The organism is Nitrosomonas sp. (genome assembly GCF_024282095.1).
Taxonomy (GTDB): Bacteria; Pseudomonadota; Gammaproteobacteria; order Burkholderiales; family Nitrosomonadaceae; genus Nitrosomonas.
Map to the genome: position 1 here is coordinate 18,559 of NZ_JAMWZS010000012.1, position 17,242 is coordinate 35,800.

Annotated in this window: 16 protein-coding genes; 9 read left to right on the forward strand and 7 right to left on the reverse strand. The window is 48.9% G+C overall.

Annotation, left to right across the window (positions count from 1 at the left end; translation table 11 throughout):
• Positions 1-5: 5 nt before the first annotated feature.
• A complete protein-coding gene (locus Q0K92_RS05320) occupies positions 6-545 on the reverse strand; it encodes a PEP-CTERM sorting domain-containing protein (protein ID WP_297324767.1) in 540 nt (179 codons plus the stop codon).
• A gap of 136 nt (positions 546-681) precedes the next feature.
• Positions 682-834, reverse strand: a complete 153-nt coding sequence (locus Q0K92_RS05325) for a hypothetical protein (RefSeq protein ID WP_297324768.1) — start codon at positions 832-834, stop codon at positions 682-684.
• Positions 835-1,144: 310 nt separating this feature from the next.
• Between Q0K92_RS05325 and Q0K92_RS05330 the strand changes: the two genes are divergently transcribed.
• Entirely contained in the window at positions 1,145-2,023 is an 879-nt protein-coding gene (locus Q0K92_RS05330; RefSeq protein ID WP_297324769.1) for a hypothetical protein, read from the forward strand.
• Between the two features lie 135 nt (positions 2,024-2,158).
• Here the strand turns inward: Q0K92_RS05330 and Q0K92_RS05335 are convergent, their stop codons facing one another.
• Positions 2,159-2,752: a hypothetical protein gene (locus Q0K92_RS05335; protein ID WP_297324770.1), complete on the reverse strand. Its 594-nt coding sequence runs from the start codon at positions 2,750-2,752 to the stop codon at positions 2,159-2,161.
• 563 nt (positions 2,753-3,315) lie between these two features.
• On the opposite strand from Q0K92_RS05335, the gene Q0K92_RS05340 reads away from it, so the two are divergent.
• The 5 genes from Q0K92_RS05340 to Q0K92_RS05360 are packed head-to-tail and all read left to right on the forward strand — an operon-like array spanning position 3,316 to position 6,480.
• Positions 3,316-3,975 carry a sigma-70 family RNA polymerase sigma factor gene (locus Q0K92_RS05340; protein ID WP_297324771.1) on the forward strand — a complete coding sequence of 220 codons (660 nt, stop codon included), beginning with the start codon at positions 3,316-3,318 and terminating at the stop codon, positions 3,973-3,975.
• Entirely contained in the window at positions 3,972-4,814 is an 843-nt protein-coding gene (locus Q0K92_RS05345; RefSeq protein ID WP_297324772.1) for a cupin domain-containing protein, read from the forward strand. The genes Q0K92_RS05340 and Q0K92_RS05345 overlap by 4 nt, the downstream gene beginning before the upstream one ends.
• A gap of 24 nt (positions 4,815-4,838) precedes the next feature.
• Complete coding sequence (locus Q0K92_RS05350; protein ID WP_297324773.1) at positions 4,839-5,732, forward strand: ROK family protein; 894 nt, start codon at positions 4,839-4,841, stop codon at positions 5,730-5,732.
• Positions 5,733-6,110: a hypothetical protein gene (locus Q0K92_RS05355; RefSeq protein ID WP_297324774.1), complete on the forward strand. Its 378-nt coding sequence runs from the start codon at positions 5,733-5,735 to the stop codon at positions 6,108-6,110.
• Positions 6,076-6,480 carry a WD40 repeat domain-containing protein gene (locus Q0K92_RS05360; RefSeq protein WP_297324775.1) on the forward strand — a complete coding sequence of 135 codons (405 nt, stop codon included), beginning with the start codon at positions 6,076-6,078 and terminating at the stop codon, positions 6,478-6,480. Before Q0K92_RS05355 ends, Q0K92_RS05360 begins: the two co-directional genes overlap by 35 nt.
• A 240-nt stretch (positions 6,481-6,720) precedes the next feature.
• Here the strand turns inward: Q0K92_RS05360 and glgB are convergent, their stop codons facing one another.
• The 4 genes from glgB to Q0K92_RS05380 all read right to left on the reverse strand — a co-directional run bounded on the left by glgB (position 6,721) and on the right by Q0K92_RS05380 (position 11,621).
• Positions 6,721-8,934: a 1,4-alpha-glucan branching protein GlgB gene (gene glgB, locus Q0K92_RS05365; protein ID WP_297324776.1), complete on the reverse strand. Its 2,214-nt coding sequence runs from the start codon at positions 8,932-8,934 to the stop codon at positions 6,721-6,723.
• Positions 8,935-9,062: 128 nt separating this feature from the next.
• The gene (locus Q0K92_RS05370) at positions 9,063-9,641 is read right to left on the reverse strand and encodes a YfiR family protein (RefSeq protein ID WP_297324777.1); all 579 of its coding nucleotides are present in this window, start codon (positions 9,639-9,641) and stop codon (positions 9,063-9,065) included.
• 8 nt (positions 9,642-9,649) lie between these two features.
• Positions 9,650-11,083 (reverse strand): TonB-dependent receptor, encoded by a 1,434-nt coding sequence (locus Q0K92_RS05375; protein ID WP_366084095.1) that lies wholly within the window; start codon positions 11,081-11,083, stop codon positions 9,650-9,652.
• Positions 11,084-11,117: 34 nt separating this feature from the next.
• Positions 11,118-11,621 carry a TonB-dependent receptor plug domain-containing protein gene (locus Q0K92_RS05380; RefSeq protein ID WP_297324779.1) on the reverse strand — a complete coding sequence of 168 codons (504 nt, stop codon included), beginning with the start codon at positions 11,619-11,621 and terminating at the stop codon, positions 11,118-11,120.
• Positions 11,622-12,094: 473 nt separating this feature from the next.
• On the opposite strand from Q0K92_RS05380, the gene glgC reads away from it, so the two are divergent.
• The 3 genes from glgC (at position 12,095) to Q0K92_RS05395 (ending at position 17,237) form a co-directional block, all read left to right on the forward strand.
• On the forward strand, positions 12,095-13,399 hold the full coding sequence (gene glgC / locus Q0K92_RS05385) for a glucose-1-phosphate adenylyltransferase (RefSeq protein WP_297324811.1): 1,305 nt from the start codon (positions 12,095-12,097) through the stop codon (positions 13,397-13,399).
• Between the two features lie 34 nt (positions 13,400-13,433).
• On the forward strand, positions 13,434-15,137 hold the full coding sequence (locus Q0K92_RS05390; protein WP_297324780.1) for a glycoside hydrolase family 57 protein: 1,704 nt from the start codon (positions 13,434-13,436) through the stop codon (positions 15,135-15,137).
• A gap of 87 nt (positions 15,138-15,224) precedes the next feature.
• Positions 15,225-17,237 (forward strand): alpha-amylase/4-alpha-glucanotransferase domain-containing protein, encoded by a 2,013-nt coding sequence (locus tag Q0K92_RS05395; RefSeq protein WP_297324781.1) that lies wholly within the window; start codon positions 15,225-15,227, stop codon positions 17,235-17,237.
• Positions 17,238-17,242 lie beyond the last annotated feature (5 nt).

The following is a 17,242-nucleotide window of genomic DNA, read 5'->3' on the forward strand; positions in this document are numbered from 1 at the left end:
TCAGGTTAAATACTGTGTGCACGTTTGCGGCGTGCGACGAAACCCAGCAATCCCAGTCCGACTAACAGCATCGCGTAGGTTTCAGGTTCGGGAACGGCGAAGATGAAGTGGTCATAGCCAAATCCAGATCCGGTCGAAGAATCATCCAAATAAATACTCGTCACATGCGAAAATGCGGTCAAATCAACCAGACCATCGGTTGATTTCCCAACTGTGCCCAGTAACACAGCACCGTCATACACATTGACGTCAACGTGATCACCGGCATCCCATCCGGACGTCACAAACTTGAGGCCATTGACTGCAGTGGCAAAATCAATTTTCATGTCCGCTTGACAGTCGAATCCGCTGGTCAATGCGCAGATTTCATGATCAATACTCGCGGCACCTACGAAGATATCGGCACCCAAAGACGTTATCGTCGCTTGCGGCAGCACCAGGACAGTGTTGCCTTGGGTTCCCGGTGAAAGTACGCTGAAGTCAAGCGTATCCGCTGACGCGCTTGCTGATACCAGTATCAAGCCGGCCGCTGCGATTGTTGTCAATTTACTTTCTAATGCGCTGCATATCATTTTTCTCATCTTATTCAATACTCCCAATAACATTCATATCTTCTCGTTATCAATCAATAACGATCCATCGTAATTGTTTTTCAGCCGACAATCCGGTGCTGTTACCAAATCACCATTGCACAAGTTTCTCTCTATAATCAATCAGTTGAAACAGCACAACAAAGCCGGGTACTTTCCCAAACGCTTGCTCAAATCCCATCATTAACTCATCACCAATGATTGTACGGTATACAGCATCGTAAGAAAATAAATCTGTCGGCATATCAATCGCTATGGCAGATCCTGATAGCAAGATTATTGCGCTTATTTTTGTAGGATAATTCTTTTTATAATGGAAAAACAAGTACTTTTATCCGTCCATATCATGCACTGATCCCAACGAATAACATGCTAATGTTTATCACCATTTTTATTGAACGGTATGGACAGGCATTGATTACTCCCATGCATTACACCCATCGGAAGATATCACCCAACTAGCGCACTCAGAGTAATCCTCGCCATTTTCGGAATACCTCGAATATGTTCCAGTCATTCAAACATTTTTTATTCAATCCACGGAGACCATTCGCATGAAACACCGCATGAAAGCGTTCATTTTATCTGCTTGTACAGTCATCCTAGTCGGCAATAGCCACTTCGCTGCAGCCGACACCGCCAGTGATACCGAGATTCTGCTTACCTGGGCCGAAAATACTTACCCGCAACTCTTTCCGAGCCGCCAGGTCACGCAAAAGATTGAACCTTGGTTGTATCGATATTACCCGGAATCGCAAATCTATGCCGGGGTCAACAAAAGCGACAATACTGTGTATGTGCTCGGCGGTATTTTCGGAAATACGCCCGCAAAGATCGACACCCTTGCCAATGTGATCAGTCAAATCAACAGTTCCGGAGGCAACGGCAGTATTGCCGCTTGTGATGCATCAAAAATTCCCACTGGAATTTCTTATAGCCAAAGCGGCAATGTCGTCACAATCACTTCAAATGGTTCATGCATTCCTGCGCCTGATCTTTCTAACACCAATCTGTGCCAAACACCGCGACAAGCGACTGCGAGCAACACTTCCGTACTCGGCAGCAATACCGTGACTTCATCAGAAATAAAAGGCTTGGCAATCAACATTCCGGGCTTGCCCGATCCCATTAAAACCATCGTCGATGCCGCGGCAAATGTTAAACACTGCACCATGAATGCGCCGGTTGACACCGCCAATATGGTCGTCAACTCCGATCTTTGCCTCGATATTACATCAGCCGTCACAGCATTAGTAGCAAATTTTCCTGGCGTCGCAATGACACCGCCAGTCAACTATTTCACAAAAGGAACATACACCAATCAGATCGTAGCCGATTGCTTTGCGACCGATGCCACAACCGTCAGTGACGCGGTTACTGGAGAAGTATGGATTAGAAGAGATGACGGCAGTTTCGAGAAGATCAGCGGTTAGTAAGTCACTGAAAAACCGGCTGTTGCGCTACGGTATTAACAACAGGCTCAAAACGTTTTTAACGGCCTGTTAAACCCCGTAATATGAAAAACCCCCACCGCAAACAGTGGGGGTATCAAGCTGACTATGCGCTGGTTATTTGTTACGAACCCCGCCACGGCTGCGCTCAAGCACCTTAGCAATCGCCTGAATATCCGCCTGGCTCACACCGGCAAGCGCAGCCTGTTCTCCAATGATGTGAATAAATCTTGTGATGGTTTCATCCGGAATATTTCTTCCCCGATGAATCTTCGCCATGGAACTGCGGCATTGATGCCCCGATTCGAGTACTGCGCCGCTCTTCCGCGATGATCCGCCCAGATCGTGATCCAGCATCATGGCCAGGCAGCGCTCAATATCATCCGGCGTCGTCGTCAAATTGCCAAAGAACGATACAATTTCACTATCGGAAAGCAAGGCTGGCACTGCGAAGTTATGCAAAAATGCAAGAATTCCATGGTACCCCCCTAGCCTGGCCGCAACCGTATCGCTTTTGATGACTAAGCGTGGATCCGCTTCACCGTCTTCAGTATGTTTATTTTCGTCGACTTCGGCTTGCCGCTCTATCGACTTACCTGAATCAGCGAGCGCTGAATTCATTCCATCGACTGCAATCAATCCGCAGATGAGCGCAATCAGCAGATATTTCACCCCATTTGATGTGCCCTGATTCGATTGTTTCATGATCATGATTGATTCTCCTATCACTTAATTTCAATTTATTTTTTCCCAGGATAGCGACCGGCACCCACTGGGAATCCATGAAGTCTGCTGAAAGAAATACTTTCTTCAGGCCACTCCACTGCTTAATACGCAGGCGTTTAAAATCCGGATGCAGAAAAACAGAAAAATATAAGGAGTCAGTGGAAAATCTTTTCCACAATTTCTGTGGATAAACCAGTAGATGAATGCGCTAACGCTATAAAAAAGAAATATTTTTGCGCGCTGCTTTAAATTGAGTCAGAATTTTTATTGATCATATGCCAAGCCGTTGCGGTCAATGATCACATCAACGAAGGATGCTATTCTCGGACGCCCCCATCCGCTTGCATCCAAATTCATATTTGCTGCGTATAGGTTAACAAAAGCTTACATTTCATTAATGGCTGCAACCGGGTGATGTGAGCATTCCAAGGAAATTAGCGCGCAGCCGGTTTATCACCCCGTATTACCGTCAATTTCTGGTGTGATGCTATTGAATTATTTATACGATACGGCAATACTGCATCCCAGCTGGTGCCAGGGGTTCGAGCATGCGGCGCTATAGAAAGGCTGATAATCATAATGAACAAGGTGTGTCATCAGTGATCAATCATGCAACACCATGCAGTGGCCGCGATGCCGAAGAAGCGCAAATGCAGGCTTGGGTCACCGCGATTGCCGGTCGTGATGAGCAAGCGCTGGCACAATTATACGAAGCGACGCTGGCACGGGTTTATGGCGTGGCACTGCGCATCACACGCAACCCGCAAGCGGCGGAAGAAGTCAGTGAGGATGTATATTGGCAGGTCTGGCGCGAAGCGCTGCGTTTCGATGCGCAACGTGGCAAGGTCATCGCATGGCTATTGACGATCACGCGTAGCCGGGCACTGGATTATTTACGCAAAGCAGATAGCGCGCAACTGTGTGAAGAACCGGCGCTTTTGCTGATCGATGAACCTGCTGCTGATGGTGATCCGCACGATTTACTGTCAGCCACGCAAAACAACTTACTATTGAATCAGGCACTACAGCAACTCGAGCCGATGCAACGGCAATTGATTACGCTGGCTTTTTTTCGCGGCTTGACACATGAGGAAATCACCACATTTACCGGCATGGCACTGGGTACAGTAAAATCGCACATCCGCCGCGCGCTCAAGCAATTGCACGATGTGCTGAAAGACGATTTAATCAAAGGCTTTGAACGATGAAAAAACGCTACTCATTAGATTCGGAAAATCCGCAACACGCAGAAAAAGTCGAATCTGCTTTACTGGAGGGATTAACGTCATTACAGCCTAGCGTGCAGCAGCGCTCAAAAATCCGTACCCAGCTTTTTCAACGCATTCACGCCAGCATCACCGCAGAATCATCCCGTATCACGATTCGTAGCGAACAAGGCAACTGGCGCAAGATTCGTCCCGGCGTTCGTGCCAAAACCCTGGATAAAAACAGCCGTGCTTTCTTGCTTGATATCGCACCCGGTGCCAGCCTTCCCACGCATCGCCACCATGAAGACGAGGAATGCGTGGTACTGCGCGGCTCAGCCAGTCTCGGAGACCTCACGGTCAGTACCGGCGATTACCATTTGGCACGCGCTGGCAGCCGTCATGGCAAAATATCGTCAGAAACCGGCGCCCTGCTCTACTTACGTGGCATACCGGTAGGACACAGCGGAGAAATTGCCCGCGACCTACTCACCGCCTTTTTACCCGGCGATGGCCGTGAATTGATCACCATCCGTGCCAACGAGGGTGAATGGTCGGATCTGGCACCGGGTGTATCCAGCAAGCCGTTGTACGACGATGGTCACACTTGCTCGTCGATTGTTCGCATTGCTGCTGATACCAACTGGGCACCGTCCCAACGCACGCTTGCACACGCTGAAGAATGTCTGTTGCTCGAAGGCGATGCTTTCTTTGGCGACACCCTGCTACTTACTGGCGACTGGCAACTCGCGCCAATCGGCACCGAAGCCCGTTCGATATCGACGGACAAGGGGGTGCTGGTATTCATGCGGAGCGCCCGGAATCATAGGCAATCTCTGTGAAAAAACGATTATTGAGATTCAAACATGCGGATTGGCATTGATCTCGGCGGTACAAAAATAGAGGGCGTGGTGCTGGATAACGATAGCAACGAGTTGTTGCGCAAACGTATCGACACCCAGCAATCTGAAGGCTATCCAGCCATTTTACACAAAATTGACCAACTCGTCGGGCGGCTTGAAGCCGAAGTTGGCCGCCAATGTTCGATTGGTATCGGCACACCTGGCGCCATCTCGGCGGTAACCGGCAGGATGAAGAATTCCAATACCGCTTGCCTGAATGGGCAGCCATTGCTCGAGGATTTGCAAGCACTGCTGAGCCGGCCGTTACGCATCGCCAACGATGCCAATTGCTTTGCTTTGAGCGAGGCACTGGATGGCGCGGGAAAAGGCTACGGCGTGGTGTTTGGCGTAATCATGGGCACGGGTGTGGGCGGCGGTATCGTGTTCAACAAGCAATTGCACCAGGGCCATCAGCACATCGGCGGCGAGTGGGGCCACAATATCCTGGAATTGGATGGACCGGATTGTTATTGCGGGCATAAAGGCTGTATCGAAACATTGATTTCCGGCATCGGCTTGGCAGCCGACTTCCATCGCCACGGCGGAAACAGTGTATTCAACGCCAACGACATCGTAACGCATGCAGCACAAGGCCATGCCGCAGCGGAAGCTGCCATGCAGCGTTTCTTTGACCGCTTTGGCCGTGCTTTGGCAATGGTGGTGAATATTCTCGATCCGGACGCCATTGTCCTCGGCGGCGGACTCTCCAATATCGACAGGCTTTATTCCGAAGGCCGAGCGCGCGTGGCGCATTATGTGTTTAACGATGAGTTCATCACACCGATTCTAAAAAACGCGCATGGCGACAGTTCCGGTGTGCGTGGCGCGGCGCAATTGTGGCGTAGCGACGAAACCTGATTGATGAGCTCAGATGGCTTATCGAAAACCGTGCGCGATTTTGTTGAAAAATACCTAATTACTTCGAATGGCGTGCGCCTGTCGTATCCCGTGCGATCCGCAGAATCCGAAAAACTGGCTACCCTTGAACAGATCAACACTTTGATCAGTAAACGTTTGATCCGCCATGAAAGCCTGGAAGAAGGCGACTCTATCGAACTGGTGCATGACCGCCTGGCCCAAATCGCGTTGCAACATGGACAAGCCAGTCAGCAACTCAAGAAAACCCAGAGGCAGAAGCAGCAGCAACTCCGACGGCGTTGGGTAATCAGCGTTGTTGTCATCGTAATCGTGTTAATAGGCTTTGTTGTGTTTATGTTTAATCTCCGCAGGGTTTAATACCCCGCCGCTTGCGGCGGGGTACTTTATTGCTCAGCAAAAAGCACTTGAAGCCAAAGTTAAAGCAGAACAAGCATTACTGGGCACTACTGCCATGCGTCTGGTTGCTGAAGGTGGAACGATGACTTCCGTCTTGCGACCAGGAGGAACTATTCAAGGGCTATTCAAAGTTCTGGCTGGCCACCAAATAGTTCGCTCAGCAAATACCGATGAAGCTTTACAGATTGAATATCTAAAACTAAATCATCTAATTTTTGTGAAAGAGAATTTAGCTGAAATTAGCAGTGCTGCTTTCAACCTGGACGGCAAACGCATTGTGTCAGTCGATTGGGACCACGCATTGCGACTGTGGGAAGTATTCGAAGTCTGAACCGAAGCACTGTGCAAAAAACTCGGTCGCAACATGAGCCATCAGGAATGGAAAGAGTGGGTATCACCGGATATTCCCTATGAAGAACAGTGCCCCGGTTTGCCAATTCCTCCCGACAAAGCAGATGCTGCCAATTAAACTTTAAGGGATATGCTGGATAACCCTATTTGTTATTCCGAACATAGTGAGGAATCTTAGGAAATCAGCAACATAGATTTCTCGCTATGCTCGAAATGACAGTTATTCAGGATTCCTAGTATCGGACATATCCTGCAAAGAAAAAACCACCCCCGCCAACGGCGGCAACGTAACCGTCATCGAATCGGCGAAACCCATCCAGGGTATGTGCACGCTGGCGATATTGCCTAAATTGCCGACATTGCTGCCGCCGTAGTAGGTTGAATCACTGTTGAACAGTTCATGATAAGTCCCGGCGGCCGAGACGCCGATGCGGTAGCCGGTGCGCGGCACCGGGGTGAAATTGAGAACCACCAGCACAAAAGAGCCATCTTTGGCGCGCCGCACGTAGCTGATTACCGAATGATCGGCATCCTGGCAATCGATCCAGTGAAATCCTTCCGATACAAAGTCGAGTTGATGCAAAGCCGGGATGTGTTTGTAATAATGATTCAAGTCACGGTGCGCAGCCTCGATACCGGAATGCTGCTTTTGTCCGAGCAAATACCAATCCAGTTCATGGTTAATGCGCCATTCCTGCTGCTGGGCGAATTCGTTGCCCATGAAGTTGAGCTTCTTGCCCGGCCACGTCATCTGATACACCAGCAGCAGGCGCACATTGGCAAATTTCTGCCACGCATCGCCGGGCATTTTGTTCCAAAGCGAGCCTTTGCCATGCACCACTTCGTCATGCGAAAACGGCAGTACAAAATTTTCACTATACGCATAGAGCTGACTGAACGTGAGTTGATCCTGGTGATAACGCCGATGCACGGGGTCTTGCCGCATATATGCCAGGGTGTCGTGCATCCACCCCATATTCCATTTCATCGAAAATCCCAGACCGCCGACATAGGTAGGGCGCGATACGCCCGGCCACGCGGTGGATTCTTCGGCCAGCGTCAGCGCGCCGGGAAATTCGGCGTGCACCATGATATTCAGCTCGCGCAGGAATTCGATGGCTTCCAGATTTTCGCGACCGCCATACTTATTGGGCAACCACTCCCCTTCCTTGCGCGAATAATCCAGATACAGCATCGAAGCCACCGCATCGACACGCAATCCGTCCAGGTGAAATTCGGATAACCAGTAATGCGCGCTGGACAGCAGAAATGATTTCACTTCGTTGCGGCCGTAATTGAAGATGTACGTGCCCCAATCCTGGTGAAAACCAAGGCGCGGATCTTCATGTTCATACAATGCCGTGCCGTCGAAGCGCGCCAAAGCAAACGTATCCTGCGGAAAATGCGCAGGCACCCAATCCAGGATCACGCCAATTCCCGCCTGATGGCAGGTATCCACAAAAAACCGGAAGTCATCAGGTGAGCCATAACGGCTGGTGGCGGCAAAATAGCCGGTGGTCTGATAACCCCAGGATTCGTCCAGCGGATGTTCCGCAATGGGCATCAATTCGATATGCGTATAGCCCATTTCCAGCACATAGGGCAGCAAATGATCAGCGAGTTCCCGGTATGTGTAAAAACGCCCATCCGGATGCCGCTTCCACGATCCGGCGTGAACTTCAAGCACATTCAGCGGCGCATGCAGCCAATCCCAGTTAGCGCGGCTCGTCATCCACATTGCATCGTGCCAATCATGGCGGCCATCCGCAGGCGTCAGCGCCGCCGTGTTGGGACGCAGCTCGTAGTGATTGGCATAAGGATCCGTTTTAAGCAGAATTTCCCCGCTGTTCCGATTGCAAATTTCATATTTATACAGTGAATCCGGCGGCAATTCCGGAATGAACAATTCCCACACGCCGCTGGCGTGATGCACTTTCATCGGATGCGTTCTTCCATCCCACCGATTGAAATCGCCGACCACGCTGACACGTCCGGCGTTGGGCGCCCATACCGAAAAACGCATGCCAGCGATACCGGCATTGTTGGCAGGTTGCGCACCCAGCATGCGGTAGGCTTGCCACAGCTTGCCTTCATTGAACAGGTGCAAATCATGACCCGAAATTTGCGGCGCAAAAGCATAAGGATCATACGTTTCATAGACAATATGCCGTGCACCTTGCTTTTCGATCCGCAACCGATACGGCATGTCGGGCGGAGATTCTCCGCGCCACTCGAACACGCCATGCGGATGGATGCGCCGCATCGGTTCAAAACCGCCAGCCGTTCTGATCCATACATGCGTGTCATCAGGGCGGAATACCCGTACCAAGGCTTGACCCTGTTCCTGATGCAACCCCAGATACGAAAATGGATCATGTAGCCGCGCATGCAGCAAAGCTTCTTGCAATGGATTGATTGTACGGGTGGTAATCACATCGGATCTTGGAAATTAAAACGGTTTAAGTGGGATCGCCCGGGTAACGCAAGCATAGAGATTATCACGTGAATGGTAAAAACGAAAATAAGCTCCCCAAATACCCATCCGGTTTTGCCGAATTTTTGCTATTGATACACCCGGGTAGCCAATTGCAGTAACTGGGAACTGATATACAGCCCGGATTCACGTGCGGCTTTCAGATTAACTTCAAAAACAATTTTTTCATTTCTTAAGTTCATGTTAATCACCACACCCTGGGCTGCCATATTTGGACTATCGGCAAGCGTCAGCATGGGTTTTCCCCGCAGGCTATCTAAAATAGCCATTACACTACTCGCGTTTGATTTAGAGATAAAAACAACCTGACATTCGTTCAGTGCGCCAAGATCGCTAATACGCCGCACTCTGATTTTACGATTATTACTGGATTTATTTTGTAACTGATCGATGCTGCTACCGAAATAATCTTCCCCATAGATACACAGATCGATTGTTTGCAGGGTGTCATCCGGCCAATTTGTAAATGCGATAAAGTTTGCAATAAAAGCCGCTTTAACTTGATATTCGACACTGTCCTCAGCGTAAGCAGCTGATTGAACCAGCGTGCAATTGAAACTCAGGCATAAGACTAATACGCAATGACAGATTATTCGTTTTACGAATCTATCTGAGCGAATTAGTTTAGCAAGTAGAGTCAATCTCATTATCCTCGTTAGAAACGCCACTGCGCCCCCACATACACTCCTCGAGGAATCAGCGTTGGAACCGAAGAAAGCCCACTGGACTCAAATTCCCGATGGCTTCCACTCAACAGATTTTGTCCCACGGCAAATAATTCGACGTTACGCACCGGCTTCCATATCAGTTTTGCATCCATCGCGACATAGCTTGGAATATCATAAAACGAGATATTGCTGGTGTAACGCAACCAAAGATTCAATTCCAGTTTTTCAGTGATGTCGTAATGCGAGCGAAAAGATAATTGATGTTGAGGATTCGCTTTACTCGCGCTACCAACTATCGGATCAACACTTTTAAATAGCTCGCTCGAGGCAGTATGTATATTCAGATAGCTATAATTGCCTTGTAATCGCCATTTCTCGAGCGGCTTCCAATCTGCCGCCACTTCAAACCCATAAGTTAGCGCAGAAGCTTTGTTGTTAGGCAGTACCGGCAGCACCAAATGTTGCGGCAATCCAGAACTGAGCGCCAGCGCGCCAAAACTAAAATCACGCAGGTGACTATAATCATTGACAAACCCGGCAATATCGACAGATGCCCGCGAAGAAAATTGATGGCGATACCCTAATTCATAGGCCAGCAATTTTTCTGAATCAAAGTTGCTATTACCGTACAACACACCCAGGATGGAAACGGGCAAATCGGACGTTCCCAGTAAACTCGGCAAATACCCGGTGTTGAGACGAGCGTCAGTTTCAGTACGCGAAGGTGTTCGCACTGCACGTGAAATGGCTATCCAAACTGAATTCTGGCTGCTGGGAAGCCACGTTAAGCGCGCGTTCGGTTGTATCTCCACGCCGGTAAAATCGTTGTGATCGACGCGAGTGCCCGCCGAGAACAGTACATATTTGGGTATCAGCGCAACTTCATCACGAACAAAACCGCTGAAGAAGTGATTGGTTTTTTCCCGTGGGCTAAACTGCACAATTTCCGCATCGGCCACTTTGGTATGATTGACCCGGTAGTGACCTCCCCAGGTTAAATGATGTTTATCAAACAGTGGAAAGCGGTGCTGAAAATCGATGTCGACACTCTCGGCCTTGAATTCTGTAATAGGCAGCAAGCGGAAATGATTGCGATCGTAAGCGGCTTGGAACAGCAGCGAGGATTGATCCGAAAGCACGCGATCCCAGCGAAAACGCATATATCCACCGTCTTGACGGCCTATTTGTATGGGATTGGATATAACGGGTACATCGAGATAATGCTGATTGACTGTATTGCCGATGGCATTCGAGAAACCTTCTCCTTGTAGCGTGAACTGATCGATTCCACGGACATGATCCACGCGGAATCCTCCTCGTACCGAATGCCATTGATCGTGCGCATTTTCTCCTGACAGGGAAACCGTGTTGTCACGGGTAAATCCTTTGGCATAAACACGAAAGGGCGTATCTTCGTTAATCTTTCCACCGTAGCGGGCACTTCCAAAACCGTGCTCAAAACTTGCCTCCGCCGGCTGTCAGCAACACACCTTGGGTGTCGGCGGCGTTTTTGGTGATGCCATTGACTGCATTGGTTCCCCAGACTGTCGCCGCAGGACCACGAATAATTTCGATACGCTCAATATCTTCCATCAGCGTATCCTGTTGCACCCACAATGTACCTGCAATCAACGGCGAATAATCGCTACGTCCATCAATCAGCACCTGTACTTTATCCGCAGAAAATCCATTGAAGCCACGAATACTGACAGCCCATTTATCGGTACCGATACGTTCAACCTGCACGCCGGGTGCCATGCGTAGCGCATCGGGAATGCTGGTCGCACCGGATCGACGGATATCGTCTTGTGTGATCACAAATACAGCCGAAGCCACTTCGGTCAGTTTCTGCGCATGCTTGGAGACTGAAGACACATTGACCACTTTAATGTCCATCAATTCTTGCAGACTGAGATCCAGAAACTGATTATTAGCTGACTTACCACTAGCAAGTACCAAGTTTGCGAAACTGCAAACAATTGCGAAGATCAAGAATTTCAGGCTAGTTATTATTTTTAATAATGGACAGCTTACAGTCATGCGCAATTGATTACCAAGGTATTGAAGTGATGTGGATAATGGAGGTGATGGGGGTGTACTAGCATGTCAATTTCTGTATCGAAGCGTAAGAATATTTACCACGTGGACGTTATTTCTTCTTTCCAAGGATTGCCATCATAAATTCTTATGCATTCAACCAATATGGCTAATAACAGGAATTTATAGGTTCTTTTCCATCATTGGCACAGGGCGAACAAAGCTGGTCTCTTCATCGAACTTGAACAGTCTGCTGCATGGGTGTTTTAGGCGCTGGCGCGCTTTGAAAAACAATAATTAAAAGCAAAGCGATCTGTAAGAAAGTGCCATAATGCGATAACATGCTCAGATGAATCGTGAAAGGTACAATCACTATGGATAACAATAAAGAACCTATGTATACCAGTGAATCTCAAGCGGAACATAACGCCAGCACACGCTTTCACAGCAATATCACGCACAACACACTCGCACTGATACTGGCGGGAGGACGCGGTAGCCGTTTACATCAATTAACGGATTGGCGCGCAAAACCGGCGGTGCCGTTTGGCGGAAAATTCCGCATCATTGATTTTCCACTTTCCAATTGCGTCAATTCGGGTGTGCGGCGTATCGGCGTTGTGACGCAATACAAAGCACAGAGCTTGATCCGCCATATTCAGCATGGCTGGAGTTTTCTTGATGGCCGTTTCAAAGAATTTGTCGAACTGCTACCCGCGCAACAACGAACCGCCGATGAAACATGGTATCAAGGTACCGCTGATGCGGTATTCCAGAATGTCGACATATTGCAGCGCCACGACGCCGAATATGTATTGATTCTGGGCGGCGATCATATTTACAAAATGGACTACAGTAAGCTACTGGCCGAACATATCGAGAAAGCAGCCGACATGACGGTAGCGTGCCTGGAAGTTGCGGTAGAGGAAGCCAGCGCTTTTGGCGTCATGGGCGTCAATGATGCTTGGCAAGTCACCAGTTTTGCCGAAAAGCCGAGCGATCCGATACCGATACCCGGTCAGCCGGGAAAAGCGCTGGTCAGCATGGGAATCTATGTGTTTAATGCCAAATTTCTCTATGAGCAACTCATTCGTGACCATCAAGCCAATGATTCATCCCACGATTTTGGCAAGGATCTGATCCCGTACCTGGTGCCCCGCTATCGTGTATTTGCGCATCGATTCATGAACAGTTGCGTCAATATGGCATCCGGAATACCGTATTGGCGCGATGTGGGAACCGTGGATGCTTATTGGGAAGCCAATTTAGACCTGATCACCGTGACACCGCAGCTCAACCTGTACGATGAAGACTGGCCGATCTGGACACACCAGGAACAATTACCCCCGGCCAAATTCGTTTTCGATGATGCGGATCGTCGTGGTCAGGCGCTGGATTCGTCCGTATCGGGAGGTTGTATTATCAGCGGTGCAACCGTGCGTCGTTCATTGCTGTTTTCCAATGTAAAAGTCAACAGCTACAGCACGGTGGAAGATTCGGTCATATTGCCCAATGTCGTGATTGGCAGGCATGCGCGTCTACGACGTGTGGTGGTGGAAAAACAATGCGTGATCCCTGAGGGATTGGTCGTGGGCTATGATGCAGAGGCGGATCGCAAACGATTCTATGTGACTGAAAAAGGCATCACATTGATTACACCTGAAATGTTAGGGCAAAATATACATCATGTTGGACGTTAACGATAAAAATTTTCGTAAGTAGTATCATTTTGAAATGAAGCAATTAAATCTTGTTTTACTGTGGCACATGCATCAACCGGATTACCGTGATTATGTCACGAAGGAATTTGTATTGCCGTGGGTATATCTGCACGCCATCAAAGACTATACCGACATGGCTTATCACCTGGAAATGCATCCGCAGACCAAAGCAGTTGTCAATTTTGTACCGATACTGCTCGATCAATTGGAAGATTTCACTGAGCAATTTTCTAGCGGACAGATACGCAGCCCTTTGCTACGCTTGTTAGCCACGTCCGATCTCGAGCACATTTCCATGCAGGATCGCTCATACGTGTTCGACAGCTGCTTTCTCAGCAATCATGAAACGATGCTGCAACCGTACCCGGCCTATAAACGCCTGCATGAGCTTTATCAAATCTTCAACAAACGCAGTGAAAGTGAATTAGCTTATGTTTCCGGACAATATCTGGCCGATTTGCTGGTGTGGTATCACTTGGCGTGGATGGGTGAGAGTGTGCGCCGGAACAACGAGTTCATCATGAGGCTGATGGCGCAAAGCCAGGGATTCGGCTACGAAGATCGGCTGCAACTATTCAATCTGATTGGGGATCTGATCAAACAATTAATTCCGCGCTACCGCAAACTGGCCGAGTCAGGTCAGATCGAATTATCCACTACGCCCCATTACCATCCGCTCGCACCGCTGCTGATTGATTTTTCTTCCGCCCGGGATAGTCAACCCGATATCACCTTACCGGAGCACCACCTTTATCCCGGTGGACGCAGCCGTGTTGCGTTTCATCTCTCGTCAGCAATCACTCACCACACACAGCGTTTTAATGAAGAACCCTGCGGCATCTGGCCCGCTGAAGGCGCTCTGTCGACAGCATTATTAAAAATTCTGGCAGAACAGAACTGTCAGTGGAGTGCAAGTGGTGAGGGTGTTCTGGTCAATAGCTTGCGTGCCTCTCATCCTGATGCGCCATTACCGGATCGCAGTCACTATTTATATCGCCCTTACAAGGTGGCCGGAGAAACCGAGAAAATCACGTGTTTCTTTCGCGATGACCAGCTATCCGATTTGATCGGCTTTGAATATGCCAAGTGGTTTGGACGTGATGCGGCAGAAAATTTCATACAATCGCTGGAACATATCTACCACAACACACCCGCTGAGGAAAGTCCGGTTGTCAGCGTCATTCTGGATGGAGAAAATGCCTGGGAATCGTATCCGTATAACGGCTATTACTTTCTTGAAGATCTTTACAGCTTACTCGATAATCATCCGTTTATTCGCACCACGACGTATCGTAACTATATCGCCGATACTAAAAATACGAATAATATTTCAACATTACCTACACTGGCAGCCGGTAGTTGGGTATACGGCACTTTCTCCACGTGGATTGGCGATAAGGAAAAAAATTGCGCCTGGGATATGCTATGTATAGCCAAGCACAGCTTTGATCTGGTGATGCAAAGCGACCGCTTGACCGATGAGCAAAAAACGGAGGCCAGCCGGCAATTGGCATCGTGCGAGAGCTCTGACTGGTTCTGGTGGTTTGGCGATTACAATCCGGCGCATTCGGTGGCAAGTTTTGACCAGTTGTTCCGGCAAAACTTGATGAATCTGTATCATTTGCTTAAATTGCCGATACCGCCGTCAGTACTTGAATCCATCAGCAAAGGTAATGAGCAAACTGAGGCGAGCGGCGCTATGCGGCGATCTTCATAATACCTGATTGATTTCAAACACCACTCATCCGTGTTTGAAATCGGGTTCTCGGTTACCCACGTTCTTAACAATTACCGGAGTCATTGAATGTCACAACGTGTTTCGCTACTTTTCGGTGTCCATGCGCATCAGCCTGTCGGCAATTTTCCCGATGTACTGACGGATGCACATTTGCGTTGTTACAAACCGTTTTTGCAAGTATTGCACCGCTACCCGGATTTTCGTTTCGCCGTCCATTTCTCCGGCTGGCTGCTCGATTATCTGCTGCAACATTTCCCTGAAGACATGGTATTACTGCGTGAAATGGTTGAACGCAATCAAGTGGAATTATTTGGTGCGGGTGATACCGAACCGGTTTTGGCAGTGATTCCCAATCGGGATCGCATCGGGCAGATCGAGACTTTCTCCAACAAATTGGCAGCAAAGCTAGGACAACGTCCGCAAGGTGCGTGGCTGACAGAACGTGTATGGGAATCAACGGTCGTTCCGGCACTTGCGGATTGCGGCATCCGTTACGTCATTGTGGATGACTATCATTTTCTCTGTGCCGGCAAGACACCAACCGAATTAAACGGTTATTTCACCACCGAAGAAGATAGCCATAAACTCGACTTGTTCCCAATTTCGGAATCGCTACGCTATAAAATCCCGTTCGCCCCTGTTGAAGAAACCATCGCTTACCTGGAATCATTGGCAGACCAGCACCCGTCACATACCCATGCGGCAGCAATTTATTTTGATGACATTGAAAAATTCGGCATCTGGCCGGAAACTTACCAATGGGTGTATGAAAAAGGCTGGCTTGAGCACTTTATCCAAAGCGTGCTGGCTTCACCCAAAATTTGTACCCAGCACTACAGCGAATATCACGCCGGTGAAAAAACACGCGGCGTTGTCTACTTGCCCACGGTATCCTATATTGAAATGAATGAATGGACACTGCCCACTCAGTCTGCTAGCACCTACGCAGATTTGGTACAACAAGCCAAGACGAGCGGCTGGTATGAACACAAGAAAGCATTCCTACGCGGCGGTATCTGGAAAAATTTCTTTTCGCGCTATCCTGAATCGAATTGGATGCATAAGCGCATGCTAGGACTTTCTGCACGGCTGAATTCACTCCCGAAAAAACAGCGCACCGCCCTGATGCAGCAAAAACTCTACGAATCCCAAGCCAATGATGCCTATTGGCACGGCCTGTTTGGCGGTTTGTATCTTCCCCATCTGCGGCGTGCAGTCTACAACGCCCTCATTGAACTGGAAGCGTTGCTCGATGTTTGCGCGCCTCGAACAACATACTTCACCGAAGACACCGACTTGGACGGTGTGGAAGAAGCTTATTTACAAAATGGTATGCTGCAGGCCGTCCTGAAACTGGATAGCTTTGCCAGTATTTGCGAGCTGGATGCTTACCGGCTCAACCATAACTTTGGCGATACCTTGCGCTGCCAGGTCGAGCATTATCATCAGAAAATTCAGCCGGGTGAAGATCATACATCCAGTCATGCAGTCAGCGGTATTGCTTCAGCGCATGACCGCGTCAGCTATAAACATGAGATCAATGCGGAAGATATCGTTGCCGACGATCATCCGCGCAGTTTGTTTGTTGATTCTTTGGACAATACCTATATCGTTTACCAATCCACCGCTGCAGCACTTGAAAACAATCATTTTCAATCCGAAAACACCGAGTATCCGATCCATAAACAATTCATGCTGGACGATAACCGGTTACAAGTAGCATATCGCTTTACCGCTAAAATGCCGCAGTTGTTCAGCACCGAAATTAATCTGGCTATGCCAAGTTGCGACGGCGTCGGCGGGCGTTACATTTATCAGGGGAAAATTCCTGGCGGCTTTGGTCAATCGCTTGAGTTGACGGATTTGACTGAAATAACACTGGACGATGATACGCTGGGCGGCAATATTGTGATCAAAACTTCTTCCCCGGTCACATTAATTGGGCATCCGCACTTTTCAGTATCACAATCTGAAAGTGGGTTTGAGAAAATCATGCAGGCGCTGACACTCCGGTTGGAATGGCCGATCACCACGCAGGAATTGGTGATCACGCTGAAAATCAATCGGTACGATGCTTAATATTC

Excerpts from the sequence above, each read along its gene's own strand:
- Q0K92_RS05325 (WP_297324768.1), bottom strand. The coding sequence starts at position 834 with ATGCCGACAGATTTATTTTCTTACGATGCTGTATACCGTACAATCATT.
- Q0K92_RS05330 (WP_297324769.1), top strand. The coding sequence starts at position 1,145 with ATGAAACACCGCATGAAAGCGTTCATTTTATCTGCTTGTACAGTCATC.
- Q0K92_RS05335 (WP_297324770.1), bottom strand. The coding sequence starts at position 2,752 with ATGATCATGAAACAATCGAATCAGGGCACATCAAATGGGGTGAAATAT.
- Q0K92_RS05340 (WP_297324771.1), top strand. The coding sequence starts at position 3,316 with ATGCGGCGCTATAGAAAGGCTGATAATCATAATGAACAAGGTGTGTCA.
- Q0K92_RS05345 (WP_297324772.1), top strand. The coding sequence starts at position 3,972 with ATGAAAAAACGCTACTCATTAGATTCGGAAAATCCGCAACACGCAGAA.
- Q0K92_RS05350 (WP_297324773.1), top strand. The coding sequence starts at position 4,839 with ATGCGGATTGGCATTGATCTCGGCGGTACAAAAATAGAGGGCGTGGTG.
- Q0K92_RS05370 (WP_297324777.1), bottom strand. The coding sequence starts at position 9,641 with ATGAGATTGACTCTACTTGCTAAACTAATTCGCTCAGATAGATTCGTA.
- glgC (WP_297324811.1), top strand. The coding sequence starts at position 12,095 with ATGTATACCAGTGAATCTCAAGCGGAACATAACGCCAGCACACGCTTT.
- Q0K92_RS05390 (WP_297324780.1), top strand. The coding sequence starts at position 13,434 with ATGAAGCAATTAAATCTTGTTTTACTGTGGCACATGCATCAACCGGAT.
- Q0K92_RS05395 (WP_297324781.1), top strand. The coding sequence starts at position 15,225 with ATGTCACAACGTGTTTCGCTACTTTTCGGTGTCCATGCGCATCAGCCT.